This window comes from Stenotrophomonas sp. AB1(2024) (assembly GCF_037482345.1).
In the GTDB taxonomy this organism is placed as follows: Bacteria; Pseudomonadota; Gammaproteobacteria; order Xanthomonadales; family Xanthomonadaceae; genus Stenotrophomonas.
Window position 1 is genome coordinate 562,714 of sequence record NZ_JBBHKO020000001.1, and the last position, 14,224, is coordinate 576,937.

Here is a 14,224-nt window from a genome sequence, read left to right on the forward strand (position 1 = left end):
GTTTCAACCCTCCGGCCCATTGGCCGCCTGTATGACCGCCGATAGGATAGCAGCCGACCGCGCCCGCTCCGCGGCATCCCACCACCGGCGTTCGAAAATACGCTGTTCGCGCACCTGCAGCCCGTCGCGACCCAGCCACAGGCGCAGTGCGCCGCTGTCGGCGGTGTTCAGCGCCTCGGCAGGGGCGGCCCGCCAGCGCTGCAGCACCTCCGCCCGCGGGTGGCCAAAGCGGTTGCCATGCCCGGCCGAGACGATCGCCAGCCGTGGCGACACCGCCTGCACCCAGTCGGCGCTGGACGAGCCAGCACTGCCGTGGTGCGCCACCAGCACCGCGTCGGCGCGCAGCGCGGTGGGCGCCGTGGCGATCAGCGCGGCCTCCTCGGCCTGGCCGATGTCGCCGGTCAACAACACCACCCCATGGGCAGCCTGGATGCGCAGCACGCAGCTGCTGGCGTTGCCGGCGTAGTCGCTGCCGGGCGGCGGGTGCAGCACGGCGAACTCCACTCCGTCCCAACGCCAGGCGTCGCCACGGTTGCACGTCAACCCGATGCCGGGCACCGCACCGGGCGGCGCCTGCAGCAGCGGGTCGCGGAAGGCGCGGCGTACCGCCGGCATGCCACCGGCGTGGTCGCGGTCGCCATGGCTGAGCAGCACCCGGTCCAGCCCGGCCTCGCCCAGCGCATGCAGGGTCGGCACCACGACCCGTTCGCCGGCATCGAATCCCCCCTCGGCAGCCGGGCCGGCGTCGTACAGCAGACGGTGGTGGCGGGTGCGCACCCACACGGCCAGGCCCTGCCCCACGTCCATCACCACCAGCTCAACCTCGCCGGGCGCGGGCCGGGCGCGCGCGGGCCACAGCAGCGGCAGGCACAGCAGCAGCGCCGGCAGGCGCATCCCGGCGGCGCGCGGCAGCAACAACCAGAACACCCCGAGCAGTGCGGCAGGCACCGCCGCGATGCCCGCCTGCGGTGCCCACCACAATGCCCAGGACTGGCGCGCCAGCGCACCGAACAACCACCAGCTCGCGTCGAAACAGGCGGCCGCCCAGCGCCAGGGCCAGCGCCCGGCCCCCTCGACCAGCGCCTCGAGGCCGGTGCCAAGCAGCGCCATCGGCACCACCACCAGGCTCCACCACGGAATGGCAAGCAGGTTGACCAGCGGCCCCGCGCGCGAGGCCTGCCCGAACAGCGCCACGGTCAAGGGCAACAGCGCCAGGGTGGCCACGCCCTGCGCAGCCAGGAACGTCCGCAGCCAGTGCACGTCGCGACCCGGCAGGCACCAGACCAGCCACAGCACCCCGGCGAAGCTGAGCCAGAAGCCCGGCGCCAGCACCGACAGCGGATCGACCAGCAGCACCGCCAGGGCCGCCAGCCCCAGCGCCTGGCCAACGGTGGCTGGTCGCCGCGCGCAACGTGCGGCCGCGACGACCGCAATCATCAGCACGGTCCGCACCGTGGGCAGGGCGAAGCCCGCCACTGCCGCGTACAGCGCGGCGCCCGCGACAGCTGCCAGCGCGGCCGCCAATGGCCGCGGCCAGTAACGGCCCAGCGCAGGAAGCGCGCGCCACGCCAGCGCCGCCAGCCACGCCGCAACCCCTGCCACCAGCCCGACGTGGAAACCGGATATCGCCACCAGATGGGTCAGGCCCAGCGCGCGCAGGTCATCCCAGTCGCCCTGCCCCAGCGCACGGGTGTCGCCCAGCGCGAGGGCCTGTATGAAACGCGCTCCCGGGCCCGGCACATGTGCCGCGATCGCGTCCGCCATGCGCTCGCGCCACGCCGACAGCCCGGTCGGGTCACCCAGCACCATCGCCGGTGCGCGCACGTGTCCCGTAGCGGTCAAGCGCTGCAGCAATGCGTGTCGCTCGGCATCGAAGCCGCCTGGATTGCGCAGCCCGCGCGGCGGGCGCAACCGCGCGTGGAGCTGCCAGCGCGCCCCCGCGCGCAGCGCATGGCGCTGCACCGGCGCGGCACCAGGCGGGCTCATGGTCGTCTTCCCAGCGGCGGCCTCATACCAGGCGAGCGCAAGCTCACGGCCGCGCAGATGCACGGGCATCGTCGCATCGTCATCCACGCGGAACCGGAACCGGGTACTGCGCGATCCATGCTGCGGCAGCTCCGCGACCCGGCCGCGCAGCACATGATCGGCAGGCGCGGCATTGGCAGGCAACTGCAGGGCCAGGCCGGCATGCGCGTGCACGGCCACCCAGCCCACGCCAGCCAACAACGCGCCGCACCATCGCGCACGCGGGCATCCCCACCAGAGCCCCGTGCCACAGACCAGCGCGCACCACGCGGGCAGCCGGGCCGCCAGCACCGGCGCAAACACCACGGCGCACACGCCGGCCAGCAGTGCGGCCGCACATGCCTTGCCGAACATGGGCAGGGGGATGGAGAGCGAACGGTAAGGGAACGTCGACAGGATCGACATGCAGGCCACCACGCACGGGAATCTGCATGTTTGGCCTGTGGGAATGACGCCGCCATCGGGCGGGCGTGCAGCGTGCTGTCGGGAAGCGCCGCAGCGGCTGAACCCATGACGCAAAAAAGCCGACCTGATGGCCGGCTTTTCTGTTGTTCCACCGCAGTCGCTGGGACTGGAGTGGTGGGCGGTACAGGGTTCGAACCTGTGACCCCTACCATGTCAAGGTAGTGCTCTACCGCTGAGCTAACCGCCCGTCTGTCTCGCTGCACCGTTGCGTTTGCGTCGGTGCAGGCCGCGTATATTACGGACGTCGCGTGTGAAGAGCAACACTTTTGTGAAGGTATTTCACAATGCGTTGTTCAGCCCAGGCTGGCCTCCTTCAGCTTGCGGATCTGGTCGCGCACGCGCGCGGCATCTTCGAACTCCAGGTCGCGGGCGTGCTGGTACATCTGCTGCTCCAGCGCCTGCAGGCGCTTGGCGATCTGGGCCGGCTCCAGGGTGCGGTAGTCCACCGCCTCCTCGGCCACCCGGCCACCACGTCCCTTGCCCTTGCCACGCGCTTCCTTCTCGGCCGCTTCCGAACGCGCGCCTTCCAGCACGTCCACGATCGGGCGCAGCACCGACCTGGGAACGATGCCGTGCGCTTGGTTGTACTCCACCTGCTTGGCACGACGGCGGTCGGTTTCGTCGATCGCCGCCTGCATCGAACGGGTCATCCGGTCCGCGTACAGGATCGCCTTGCCGCGCAGGTTGCGTGCGGCACGGCCGATGGTCTGGATCAGCGAACCGGTCGAACGCAGGAAGCCTTCCTTGTCCGCGTCGAGGATCGCCACCAGCGACACCTCGGGCATGTCCAGGCCTTCGCGCAGCAGGTTGATGCCGACCAGCACGTCGAACTTGCCCAGGCGCAGGTCGCGGATGATCTCCACGCGCTCGACCGTATCGATGTCCGAATGCAGGTAGCGCACCCGGATGCCGTGCTCGGTGAGGTACTCGGTGAGGTTCTCGGCCATCCGCTTGGTCAAGGTGGTGACCAGCACGCGATCGCCCAGCTTGATGCGCTCGTTGACCTCGCTCATCAGGTCATCGACCTGCGTTCCGACCGGACGGATCTCCACGACTGGATCGATAAGGCCGGTGGGGCGCACGACCAGCTCGGTGATCTCATCGGCCGCTTCACGCAGCTCGTACGGGCCAGGCGTGGCGGATACATAGATGCTGCGTGGGCAGCGCGCTTCCCATTCCTCGAAACGCAGCGGGCGGTTGTCCAGTGCCGACGGCAGCCGGAAGCCGAACTCCACCAGGGTCTCCTTGCGCGAGCGGTCGCCCTTGTACATCGCGCCGATCTGCGGAATGGTCACGTGCGATTCGTCGATGACCAGCAGCGCATCGGGCGGCAGGTAGTCGAACAGGGTCGGCGGGGGTTCGCCGGCGGCCTTGCCGGTGAGATGGCGCGAGTAATTCTCGATGCCGTTGCAGAAGCCGACCTCGGCCATCATCTCCAGGTCGAACTGGGTGCGCTGTGCCAGGCGCTGCGCTTCCACCAGTTTGTTCTGTTCGTACAACTGCTCCAGCCGCACCTTGAGCTCGGCCTTGATCGTGTCCACCGCCGACAGCACCCGCTCGCGCGTGGTGGCATAGTGGGTCTTGGGGTACACGGTATAGCGCTGCAGCCGGCGCAGGTTTTCGCCGGTGAGCGGATCGAACATGCTGATCTGCTCCACCTCGCCGTCGAACAGCTCGATGCGTACCGCTTCGCTGTCCGACTCGGCCGGGAAAATGTCGATCACCTCGCCGCGCACGCGGAAGGTACCGCGGTGCAGCTCGTACTCGTTGCGCGTGTACTGCAGCTGGGTGAGGTGGTTGATCAGGTCGCGCTGGTCGATGCGTTCGCCGGTGGACAGGATCAGGCGCAGCGACAGGTAATCCTCTGGCGCGCCCAGGCCGTAGATCGCCGAGACGGTGGCCACCACGATGGCATCCGGGCGCGACAGCAGGGTCTTGGTCGCCGCCAGCCGCATCTGCTCGATGTGCTCGTTGATCGAACTGTCCTTCTCGATGAAGGTATCCGACGAAGGCACGTAGGCTTCGGGCTGGTAGTAATCGTAGTAGCTGACGAAGTACTCCACCGCATTGTGCGGGAAGAACGCCTTGAACTCGCCGTACAGCTGCGCGGCCAGGGTCTTGTTGGGCGCCATCACCAGCGTGGGCTTCTGCACCTGCTGGATGACGTTGGCAATGGTGTAGGTCTTGCCCGAGCCGGTCACGCCCAGCAGCGTCTGCTTGGCGATGCCGGCTTCGAAATTGGCCGTCAACTTCTCGATCGCCGCCGGCTGGTCACCCGCCGGGGAATACGGAGATACAAGTTCGAAGCGATCGCTCATGGTGCCGCCATAGACCGGGCCTTCCATTATAGCGGGGGCTTGGGTGACGGCCGGCTGAGGGGGTGTCCTACCCTGCAACGTCCACTTGGCCGATGGCAGGACCGCTCCGCGCGGATCACGGTAACGCCTTGCCTCCGGGATCCGTCATGCCCAGCCCTGCCCGCCCCACTCGCCTTGACCGCTCCCGTGGGTTCACCCTGCTGGAACTGATGGCGACCCTGCTGATCGTGACAGTGCTCTGCGCGCTGGCCCTGCCCGCGTTCAGCGCCAGCGTCAGCCGCATGCGCGCCGACATGCTGCGCATGCAGCTCGTGTCGGTGTTCAACAGTGCGCGCAGTACCGCGATCACCCGCTTCGAGCCGGTGACCGTATGCCCCAGCGGGGATGGCCTGCACTGCGGAGACGACTGGAGCCGGGGTTGGTTGATCCACCGCGACCGCGGGAGCGGCACGGCCTCGCCTGCCCCGGCCGATGCCCTGCAGTACCGCCAGGGTTATCGGGACACAGCAGTGGTGGCACGGTCCAGCCAGGACCGCCAGCGCCTGCGCTTCCAGGCCGACGGGCGCAGCGGCGGCAGTCCGCTGACGGTGGCCATCTGTGCCGGGGGTCAGCTGCATGGCCAGGTGGTGGTGAACAACGTCGGACGGACCCGGGCCACGCGCATCCGGGACACGACGGCATGCCCTCACTGACGGCCCGGGCTTCCAGGCTGGCCAACTGCAGAAACGACAAAAGCCGCGATTGCTCGCGGCTTCTGCAGAATCTGGCGCCCGAAGTTGGACTCGAACCAACGACCCCCTGATTAACAGTCAAGTGCTCTAACCGGCTGAGCTATTCGGGCGGGGACGCGAATTCTAGACGTTCACTCGTGGCGTTGCAACATCCGGCGGCCGCCTACCAGCAATCCAGTGCACTGGTGTTGGCCGGGGTCTTGACCCCGGCCTGGTTCACCGAGAGGGTGCCGCAGGGGTCTTTAGCCTGCTCACCCTCCGGAACCGCCGTGATCGTGAACGTGTTCGCAGTAGGCGCGACAAAGGTCACCTGGTACATCGCCGTGCTGCCATCGCGTGGCGAGGCGATGGTCGTGCCATCGTTTTCCACGAACGTGAAATTCGTATAGCTGTTGTTGAGCGTGTGCTGGCGCTCGGCCCGTTGCGCGTACTCCACCAGCTCCGCCTTGGCCGCAGCGCGCTTGGACTTGCGCACCTGGTTGGTGTAGGACGGGTAGGCAATCGCGGCCAGCACCGCGATCACCGCCACGGTGATCATCAGCTCGATGAGGGTGAAGCCCATCACCTTGCGCGGGCCGCGCCCGTTCATGGAAGAAAGCTTGCTCACTTGATCTGTCTCCACGATTGACGACCACACGGGTAAGGGATGTACAGCGTGTCCGATCCGAACTGGATGCCACCCATACAGACACTGGGCGGAACGGTCGGCGGCGGGTCCCCTGCGCCTCCACCGGGGCCCCCGCCAAGAGCTGGCGGCGACTGACGCGGCAAGGCAAACGAATTGGCGTTGGTGATGGGCGACCCACTCTTGGAGGTGCTCTTGAAGCCCGCAGACCCCGCTGCGAAACCGGTACCCGTCGGCGAACCCAGGGTGGCACGACCCAGCGCACCCGCACCGGTCAGCGGCTGTAGGCCGAACAGCCAGTTGTCGCCGGGAACCGCGCAGCTGGTGCTGCTGTTGGCCGGGTCACGCGGAACATACGTTGGCATGTAGACGATGCCGTTGGACAGCGTCGGATTGCCCACGAACCGCTCGCGGAAGGCAAGATCGATGAACCAGCCACGCGAGTCGTCAGGAGGCGTGCCCGCAGTCAGCGTCCGCAGCGAACCGGAGATGTCGGCGGTATTGCCAGACAGGTTGGCGCGGGTCAGTCCGGTCGTGATCGGACCGTTGACCACGTCATTCACCGCATACAGGCTCTGCAGTGAGCTGTCCCGCGGATCCTCCTCGAACGAGAAGCTGCCAGTACCGAAATACAGCATCACACCACCGTTGCTGCCGACGCCGGCAGTGATGCCGCCGGTGATCGGCTGGCGTACCTGTACGCCGCCCTCAGTGGAAGACAAGGTCGTGAACAGCGGCACGCTCAGATTGTCGGTGCCGCGCAGGTCAAATTTCCAGACGGCGCCCTTCTGGTCCGTACCGTAGACCGTATCGGAGTAGCCGTCACGGGTGCGCTTGTCCTGATTGGTGTCGCCCCAGCGGTCAATGACCACGATGCTGGCCAGCCCGTTGCTGCCCGAGGGCACGCCCGCCCCGGTTTCCACCGCCTCGATCATCCGCGCCGAACCGGTGGCGATGTCGACCACGAACAGGACGGCCTTGCCGCTGGCACTGTTGAATCCGTTGCCGAAGATCGCCTTCCAGGTCGGGCTGCCACCTTCCAGCACCGGCACGATCACCGGCTTGCCCAGCACAAACCCGATGTTTTCGCGGACCGCCTGGGGCAGATTGGGGTCCAGGTCGCTGATTTCCCAGAGCTTGCTTTCAGCAGCGAACGTGGTGTCGTGCGTGACATCCAGCCCGAACACACTGCGGCCACCCGCACCGGACGCACCCACCAGAGTGGTGTGCCAGGCAGTGCCGTAATACGAATCCGCAACGGCAACCTGACCGTCCACAAAATACTTGTGCTTGAATTTCTGCCCTACCTTCGAGGTTACGTCGTAGGGAACCAGCAGATTGGCCATGTGCCCGAGCGCAGTGCTCGGAATGTAGGCAAATGCTTCGGTTCCGCCGCCCGCCACGACGCCACCATCCGCCTTCATGCCACCATTGAACGCATGCAGCATGCCATCGTTGGCACCGACGTAGACCATGTACTGGCCGTTTGCGGCCTTGTCGGTCAGAAAGCTCGCGTACGAAGTCTCGAGCGTACCGCCCAGGCGGCGATAGCCGAAATCGTCGATGGGCGAGGTGATGACCGGGGTTGAATTGATGATGTCGCCAAGCCGCGTGGAACGGTCGCGGAAGCGGCCGCCACTACGCTTTTCACCTGAGACGTCGCCACGCAGATAGGCAACCGCACCCGCGTCGGTGGCGTCGGTGCGGGCCACCACGTCGTCGCAGACCAGCATTCCAGGATTCCGGGCGGTCTTGCTGCACAGATCGGCAAGGCCGACGTTGCCGGCGGTGAAATCACGCGCCGTGCCGTCACGCGTGAAAAAGATCCGCCGCGACGTAGCCGACTGCAGATTCGCGCTCGCTTCCCAGAAGTCGGATTGCACCAGCGCACGCGTTGTGGGGTCGATCGACAGCCGCGTAGCGGTCAGGGTACTGGACCAGTCAGTCCCCTCGTTTTTGATGCCATACGCCGATCCTGCCGTAATGGAGCCGACACCGATACGGGCACCGCTGGCACCTGTACCGCTGGACGGCGCGCCATCGGATCCCACCGCTTCCAGGACGCGGGCCATGGCCTCGGTGATGTCCACCGGCGTGCGGGCATTGATGTACTCGCCACGGGTGTTCACCGCGGCATGCCAGATATCATCGACCGTACTGCGTTCGTCATCCTCGCGCGGCGGCCAGTTACCGTAGATGGATGCGTCCAGGTAGGGATTCTGGTCCAGGTCGGGATTGAACAGATTGCCGCGTGCACCCAGGGTCACACCGTAGAAATTCAGGTGCAGGTTGGCCTGGCAGTCCAGGCTCTTGTCACCATTGCCGCATGCCTCCGGCACCGGCACCATGCCGGCCGGCAGGTCCGCGCGCAATGGCGGCTGGGCGCCATTGTTGTCGTAGAAGCGGCTGACGATGTCGGCCATGGTGTTGGAGTACCCGTCATTGAACGGCGCCCCCATGTTCTGGTCATTATTGCCAACCGTTGGACCGCCGCCGTTGCTGAAACCATCGGTGAACAGCATTACCGCGTTCTTCTGGCAGGAGCTGGTGATCGGGGCAGCGTCGTCGGTCCGGGTGAACTGGAGTGCCGCCGCATTCACCGCCTGGCGATTTGGCGTACCCCCATTTGCGGTAAGGGCAAGCATGTCGGCGTAGAGTGCGGCCTTCTGGTCAGCATCGCCCATGGACCGCATGGCCAAGCGCTTGTTGGCGGCGGTTCCGCTGTCGTAGCTTCCGTGCTGGTTGATGCGGAAGAAGCCCACATTCAGCTCTTCGACGCCCTTCAGCGAGCGCGTCATGCCGGCGATCATCGCGCGGTTGCGGTTGCCGTAATAGGTGAACCAGTTTGCAAAGTTGCGCGAGGCGACAGAATCTTCGGTAAGCGTGTACTTCCACATGGCACAACCGGTACCACAGGCGTCGTTCACCTTGACGCGGTTGACGCCGGCGTAGGCATCGACCGCCCCGGGCAGCTGCGGGCGCGGCTCGGTGTCCGACGTCCAGGGAACATAGAACGTGGCCGGCACGTACTCGATCGCGATATTGGCCGCGCCTCTGTTGGACGGCCAGGTGTAAGCCGTGTCGTACTGGTAGTTGTTGTTGTTGTAGCGGAACCGCGTGTTGGCAGGTATCACCATGCCGGTCTGCATGCGGAAGCTGTCATTGGCGCCAGTGCCGTAATAGCTGGCAATCAGATTCACCGTGGCAGTGCCACCATTGGGCTGGGGGTTGATCAGCGCCGCCGCGGGAGGACTCTGGGGGTAATCCTCAAAGCCCGACTTCGCCCACGGCTCGTAGTTCACTGTCGGGTCGTAGTAGCTGGGATTGTAGGCAGCCGAACGGGCGAAGCCGAGTGAATCAATCGGCGGAATACCGTAGTAGTTGTTGATGCGAGGCCCTGGCACCACGAAGAAGTAATCGCAGCTGCCGGAGGTGTACAGCTGGCCGTTCGCGTCGAAGAAGCTGCCACGCGTGGTGTCCCAGCATCCCTCACCGTCACGGCCCGGGAACTGTGTCTGGAAGTTCATTGACCCCGAGTCGTCCACCGCCATGATGAACGAAGCCATCGACGTCGTCTTGCTCGCAAGCGGCTCCTGCGCCAGCACTCCTTCGCCCTGTGCAGCGATCAGCGTGTAGCCGACCAATGCCAGGCCGATTGCTGCCACCGTCGAACCGGCAGCCATCCATATGAATCTGCGCGAAGCCATGAACGCGTCCTCAGAGCTTGAAAATGGTGTCGATCACCGTCCACGACGACGGGTTCGTCGTGTCGTCGGCGGAGTACGCGGTGATCTGGAACGATGCCGAGTCGTCATCGTTGGGCTGTCCTTCGTCCAGTGCATTGCCACCAGGTCCGCCGCACTTGTCGATGCGTCGGACGTTGACGGCGGGCAGGGCCGGGTTGACCTGGTCGCGCCCCCACTGCACCGGATCAAAACCGTCTTCACAATTGGTGGTGATCGAGGTGGCGCTGATCAGGCTTCCCGGCGGCAGATCGGTACGGTCTGTAATGGCTTCCGCCGCGCGTTCCGTATTGCGCAGCACCCCTTCCGTGTTCTGGAACGAGCGGTTGGCGGCCCGATAATTGGATGCCATCTTTTCCTGCATGCCCGCCACCTGCATGCCGGCCACGCCGATCAGGGCAAGCAGCAGCAACATGATCAGCGCAACGTAGAGCACCGCACCACGCTGCTGACGGGGGATGGAAAGACGAGGGTGCGATGTACGGTTCATGGTCAGTTCCCGAACAGACGATTGCGCAGGGCAACGCTCACTTCATAGGCGGTGCGATAACGGCCGTCGGTAGCGGCGGCCTGGTCGTAGGTCATGCCGAGCACGCCCAGCTGGGCAGCCGCGTCGGTGGGCCTGGAACCGGCATTGGTACCGATACGGTCGGCGCTGCGCGCGACCAACCCGACCTGCACCATGCCGACGCGACGCCACTGGCCAGCACCGGTGGCGTTGACGTCCGTGGTGACGCCCGAAGCGACGTCCTGCACGGTGATGTTGCCCACCGGCGGCGTTGCCGCAGCGATATCTGGCGTGGTATCCAGTCCATACATCAACTGGAGGTTCTCGATGCCTTCCACCAGCTCTTCGTTGATCGCATAGACACCGGCCGAATCCGCGCGCGCACGGCGCAGGCCAGGCCCGTTGGTACCATTGCCGATGTAGTACACCATCGACTCCGCGCGGTACACCATCGTCGGTTCCGGCTGCGGCGCGTAGCGGGTGAAATCGACCGTGGTGCCGGTGATCTTGCCTGACGTGGTGATGCCGGCAAAGATATCGGCCGACTCGCAATTGGCGATGCCAAACAGCGTTGGAGTGGCAACACCCCCCTCGGTGAGGCGGCTCCAGCGAAGGGCGTCCACCGTCAACTCCTGTCCGTTGATCGCGGTAACCGGAACCCCTTCCGGGGCCAGGAAACGCAGGACGAGTATGTCGCTTCCCGCTACCGGCGCGGGGTTGAGGCCACTGATGGCGGCCGGCAGATCGGCCGGAACCGCGCCTGCGCCTACCGACAGCGTATTGGTCGGGCCGGTGTTGCCGGCTTCATACCCCTGGATCGCCACGCTGAAGTCCAGCGGGCTGCCACTACCGCTGTCGGCAGTGAGGTTGTTCTTCAGCGCCGATGTGCCTTTGATGAAGTGCGCCTGGTCGTTGACGCAGCCCGTATGGCCCGCCATGCGGATGTCGCGCTCGAGAAAATCCAGCGCAAACCGGCCGTTTTCCTGCGCGCGGGCCACGCCTTCAGACAGCCGCGACGCGGCGTGGGAAGCGATGAATATCTGGGTGATGCCCAGCATCAGGATCAAGCCGATCACCAACGAGATCATCAGCTCGACCAACGACAGACCAGCCTGGCGGGTACGGAACATGAGGGGGCCTTTCATAGCTGGGTCTGGATGGCGAAGGTGGTGGCGGCATCCGGCGCGGTTCTGCTCCAGCGCTCATCGGCCCAGCTGATCGAGATGCTGGCTATGCCGTCGTTGACGGTGACCGTGGCCGAGGCGTTGTCGCCCAGCGCCTTGACCACCTGGCACTGCCAGCGGGTGATGTTCTGCGCGAGGGTCACAACGCCGATATCGCGTGCACATACGCCTGCGGCGGTCTTGCTGCCCGAGGCGAAACTGGCGTTGGAATACCACGCCGACTGGAAACGATTGCTGCGCATCTGCTCGGAGAGGTCATAGGCCAGGTTGGTGGCCTGCGTGCGGTAGTTCGCACTCTGTACGTAACGCACGCTCATGGTCTGCAGCAGCGCGAAACCGAGCAGACCAAAGCCCAGCACCACCACGGCCACCAGCACTTCCAACAGGCTGAAGCCGCGCTGGCGGCCGCGCGGACGGTAGGGTTTGCGGATCACTGGCATGCTCCCTTGACGGTGGTTACCTGGCCGGAGGCATTGATGGTCATCGTGCTCTGCAGCGGTTGTTCGCCGCACTTCACCGGGCGGAGCGTCACTGTCTGGTTGGCGCCGGCGCGACGACGGCCGCGTGCGTCGAAGGCAATCGGTGCGTCCGGACCGTTCACGGCCAGGGCGCTGTTGAATGCGGTGTACCGCAGCACCGTTTCGCCGTTGCTGAAGGCGCCGTCAGCATCGTTGTCGCTGAAGACCATCATGCCATCCCCCCACTGACCGTTGCAGGTGGCGCCGTCGCTGCTGCCGCAGACCACCCCGCCCTGGTTGTTGCGGATCGCGTCGTTGCGCGCCAGGTTGACCATTCCGATCAGCTCGTTGTGGGCAGCGGCCACCCGGCTGGAACGGATCAGGCTCTGGAAATTCGGAAACGCGATGGCGGCCACGACTCCGACCACCACGAGGGTGATCATCAGTTCGACCAAAGTGAAACCGTTGGACCGGCGTGCAGACATGGAACGCTCCCCAGCGTGATGACACGGACAATGAACGCCCTGCCGCCCGGCGGCAAGCGACAGCAGGACGAACGGTCGCCCAGAGGCGACGGGCGTCAAACCGTTGACACCCGCACGCCGGAATGACTCAGGCCAACACCCGGTAACAAGGCTGGTACTCGCCCGAGATCTTCATCCGGCGCTGCTCCACGAACGCGCGCAGCAGTTCGTCCAGGGCCAGCATCATGTCGGCGTCGCCGTGGATCTCGAACGGACCGAACTGCTCGATCCGGCGCATGCCGTCTTCTTTCACGTTGCCGGCGACGATGCCGGAGAACGCGCGGCGCAGGTCGGCCGCCAGGGCATGCGGCGGACGCCCGTGGTGCAGGTCCAGCGCGGCCATGGCCTCATGGGTGGGCACGAACGGCTGCTGGTACTCCCACGGAATCTCGATGGACCAGTTGAAGAAGAACGAATCCTTCTGCACCAGGCGGTGCTCGCGCACGCGCTTGATGCCGGCCGACATCTGCCGGGCCACGGCCACCGGGTCGCCGATGATGATCTGGTAGCGCTCGGCCGCGGCATCGCCCAGGGTCAGGCGGATGAAGCGGTCGATCTGCTCGAAGTACGGCGCGGCCACGGTCGGGCCGGTCAGGATCAACGGGAACGGTAGGTCTTTGTTCTCTTCGCGCAGCAGGATGCCGAGCAGGTACAGGATCTCTTCGGCGGTGCCCACGCCACCGGCGAACACGATGATGCCGTGGCCGATACGCACGAACGCTTCGAGACGCTTTTCGATGTCCGGCATGATCACCAGGTGATTCACGATCGGATTGGGTGATTCGGCAGCGATGATGCCCGGTTCGGTCAGGCCGATGTAGCGCGTGGTGTGCTTGCGCTGCTTGGCGTGGGCAATGGTGGCGCCCTTCATCGGGCCCTTCATCGCGCCCGGGCCGCAGCCGGTGCAGATATCCAGGCCGCGCAGGCCCAGCTCGTAGCCGACCTGCTTGGTGTACAGGTACTCATCGCGGCCGATCGAATGGCCACCCCAGCACACCACCAGGTTCGGGTCGCCCGGGTTGAGGATGCGCGCATTGCGCAGCAGCCCGAACACCGCATTGGTGATGCCCTCCGACGACTCCAGCTCGGCCGCGTAGGCCGGACCCATCTCGATGGCCATGTAGGCCAGGTCGCGCACGACCGCGAACAGCAGCTCGGCCACGCCGCGGATGATCTCGCCGTCCACGAACGCCATCGCCGGTGCGTTGACCAGGTCGATGCGGACGCCACGGTCCTGCTGGGCAACCTGGATGTCGAAATCCGGGTACAGGTCGCGCGCAGCGCGCGGATCATCGGAGGCACTACCACTGGTCAGCACCGCCAGCGCGCAGCGGCGCAGCAGCTCGTGCATGCCGCCGCCGGATGCATCGCGCAGGCGCGCCACTTCAGCGCGCGACAGCACATCCAGCCCACCGCGCGGGTAAATCCGCGCGTCCTGCACCGGCAGCGTCCGCGCCGGCTTTTCGGTGATCGTCATTTCCATTCTTTTCGCTTCCTCAAGGTTGCCGACTGTACCGCTGCCCCCTTAAAAAGCAAAACGGCCGGGAAACCCGACCGTTGGATGCGTTTCGACCCCGGCGACGCCTTGGGGGCTGCCGTACATGCGCGTTTTTCGCGCAACCGGTTGAGCATACGCTCATCCA

The 14,224-nt window shown here is 65.8% G+C and carries 10 protein-coding genes and 2 tRNA genes; 1 reads left to right on the top strand and 11 read right to left on the bottom strand.

The features are described 5' to 3' along the window. Positions 1-3: 3 nt before the first annotated feature. The 3 genes from WIX41_RS02730 to uvrB all read right to left on the bottom strand — a co-directional run bounded on the left by WIX41_RS02730 (position 4) and on the right by uvrB (position 4,808). A complete protein-coding gene (locus WIX41_RS02730) occupies positions 4-2,430 on the bottom strand; it encodes a DNA internalization-related competence protein ComEC/Rec2 (protein ID WP_339445641.1) in 2,427 nt (808 codons plus the stop codon). Positions 2,431-2,602: 172 nt separating this feature from the next. Then, a tRNA-Val gene (locus tag WIX41_RS02735) sits at positions 2,603-2,677 on the bottom strand. A 106-nt stretch (positions 2,678-2,783) separates the two neighbouring features. Next, complete coding sequence (gene uvrB, locus WIX41_RS02740; RefSeq protein WP_339445642.1) at positions 2,784-4,808, bottom strand: excinuclease ABC subunit UvrB; 2,025 nt, start codon at positions 4,806-4,808, stop codon at positions 2,784-2,786. Positions 4,809-4,954: 146 nt separating this feature from the next. Between uvrB and WIX41_RS02745 the strand changes: the two genes are divergently transcribed. Further along, positions 4,955-5,500 (top strand): GspH/FimT family pseudopilin, encoded by a 546-nt coding sequence (locus WIX41_RS02745; protein ID WP_339445643.1) that lies wholly within the window; start codon positions 4,955-4,957, stop codon positions 5,498-5,500. Between the two features lie 72 nt (positions 5,501-5,572). Here the strand turns inward: WIX41_RS02745 and WIX41_RS02750 are convergent. The 8 genes from WIX41_RS02750 to ppnN form a co-directional block, all read right to left on the bottom strand. Next, positions 5,573-5,649: transfer RNA gene (locus tag WIX41_RS02750), tRNA-Asn, on the bottom strand. 53 nt (positions 5,650-5,702) lie between these two features. Then, the gene (locus tag WIX41_RS02755) at positions 5,703-6,128 is read right to left on the bottom strand and encodes a type IV pilin protein (protein ID WP_409187434.1); all 426 of its coding nucleotides are present in this window, start codon (positions 6,126-6,128) and stop codon (positions 5,703-5,705) included. A gap of 14 nt (positions 6,129-6,142) precedes the next feature. Further along, positions 6,143-9,871, bottom strand: a complete 3,729-nt coding sequence (locus tag WIX41_RS02760) for a pilus assembly protein (RefSeq protein WP_339445645.1) — start codon at positions 9,869-9,871, stop codon at positions 6,143-6,145. A gap of 10 nt (positions 9,872-9,881) precedes the next feature. Then, positions 9,882-10,397 carry a pilus assembly PilX family protein gene (locus WIX41_RS02765; RefSeq protein ID WP_339445646.1) on the bottom strand — a complete coding sequence of 172 codons (516 nt, stop codon included), beginning with the start codon at positions 10,395-10,397 and terminating at the stop codon, positions 9,882-9,884. A 2-nt stretch (positions 10,398-10,399) separates the two neighbouring features. Next, positions 10,400-11,545 carry a PilW family protein gene (locus tag WIX41_RS02770; protein ID WP_339445647.1) on the bottom strand — a complete coding sequence of 382 codons (1,146 nt, stop codon included), beginning with the start codon at positions 11,543-11,545 and terminating at the stop codon, positions 10,400-10,402. Positions 11,546-11,556: 11 nt separating this feature from the next. Further along, positions 11,557-12,030, bottom strand: coding sequence for a type IV pilus modification protein PilV (gene pilV / locus WIX41_RS02775; protein WP_409187435.1), 474 nt, complete (start codon positions 12,028-12,030; stop codon positions 11,557-11,559). Continuing rightward, positions 12,030-12,542: a GspH/FimT family pseudopilin gene (locus WIX41_RS02780; RefSeq protein WP_339445649.1), complete on the bottom strand. Its 513-nt coding sequence runs from the start codon at positions 12,540-12,542 to the stop codon at positions 12,030-12,032. The genes pilV and WIX41_RS02780 overlap by 1 nt, the downstream gene beginning before the upstream one ends. Before the next feature lie 127 nt (positions 12,543-12,669). Further along, on the bottom strand, positions 12,670-14,058 hold the full coding sequence (gene ppnN, locus WIX41_RS02785; protein WP_339445650.1) for a nucleotide 5'-monophosphate nucleosidase PpnN: 1,389 nt from the start codon (positions 14,056-14,058) through the stop codon (positions 12,670-12,672). Positions 14,059-14,224: the final 166 nt, after the last annotated feature.

What these genes read in the sequence shown, in the direction of transcription:
- WIX41_RS02760 (WP_339445645.1), bottom strand. Translation starts at nt 9,871, where the DNA reads ATGGCTTCGCGCAGATTCATATGGATGGCTGCCGGTTCGACGGTGGCA.
- WIX41_RS02755 (WP_409187434.1), bottom strand. Translation starts at nt 6,128, where the DNA reads ATGAACGGGCGCGGCCCGCGCAAGGTGATGGGCTTCACCCTCATCGAG.
- uvrB (WP_339445642.1), bottom strand. Translation starts at nt 4,808, where the DNA reads ATGAGCGATCGCTTCGAACTTGTATCTCCGTATTCCCCGGCGGGTGAC.
- WIX41_RS02765 (WP_339445646.1), bottom strand. Translation starts at nt 10,397, where the DNA reads ATGAACCGTACATCGCACCCTCGTCTTTCCATCCCCCGTCAGCAGCGT.
- ppnN (WP_339445650.1), bottom strand. Translation starts at nt 14,058, where the DNA reads ATGACGATCACCGAAAAGCCGGCGCGGACGCTGCCGGTGCAGGACGCG.
- WIX41_RS02730 (WP_339445641.1), bottom strand. Translation starts at nt 2,430, where the DNA reads ATGTCGATCCTGTCGACGTTCCCTTACCGTTCGCTCTCCATCCCCCTG.
- WIX41_RS02770 (WP_339445647.1), bottom strand. Translation starts at nt 11,545, where the DNA reads ATGTTCCGTACCCGCCAGGCTGGTCTGTCGTTGGTCGAGCTGATGATC.
- WIX41_RS02780 (WP_339445649.1), bottom strand. Translation starts at nt 12,542, where the DNA reads ATGTCTGCACGCCGGTCCAACGGTTTCACTTTGGTCGAACTGATGATC.
- WIX41_RS02745 (WP_339445643.1), top strand. Translation starts at nt 4,955, where the DNA reads ATGCCCAGCCCTGCCCGCCCCACTCGCCTTGACCGCTCCCGTGGGTTC.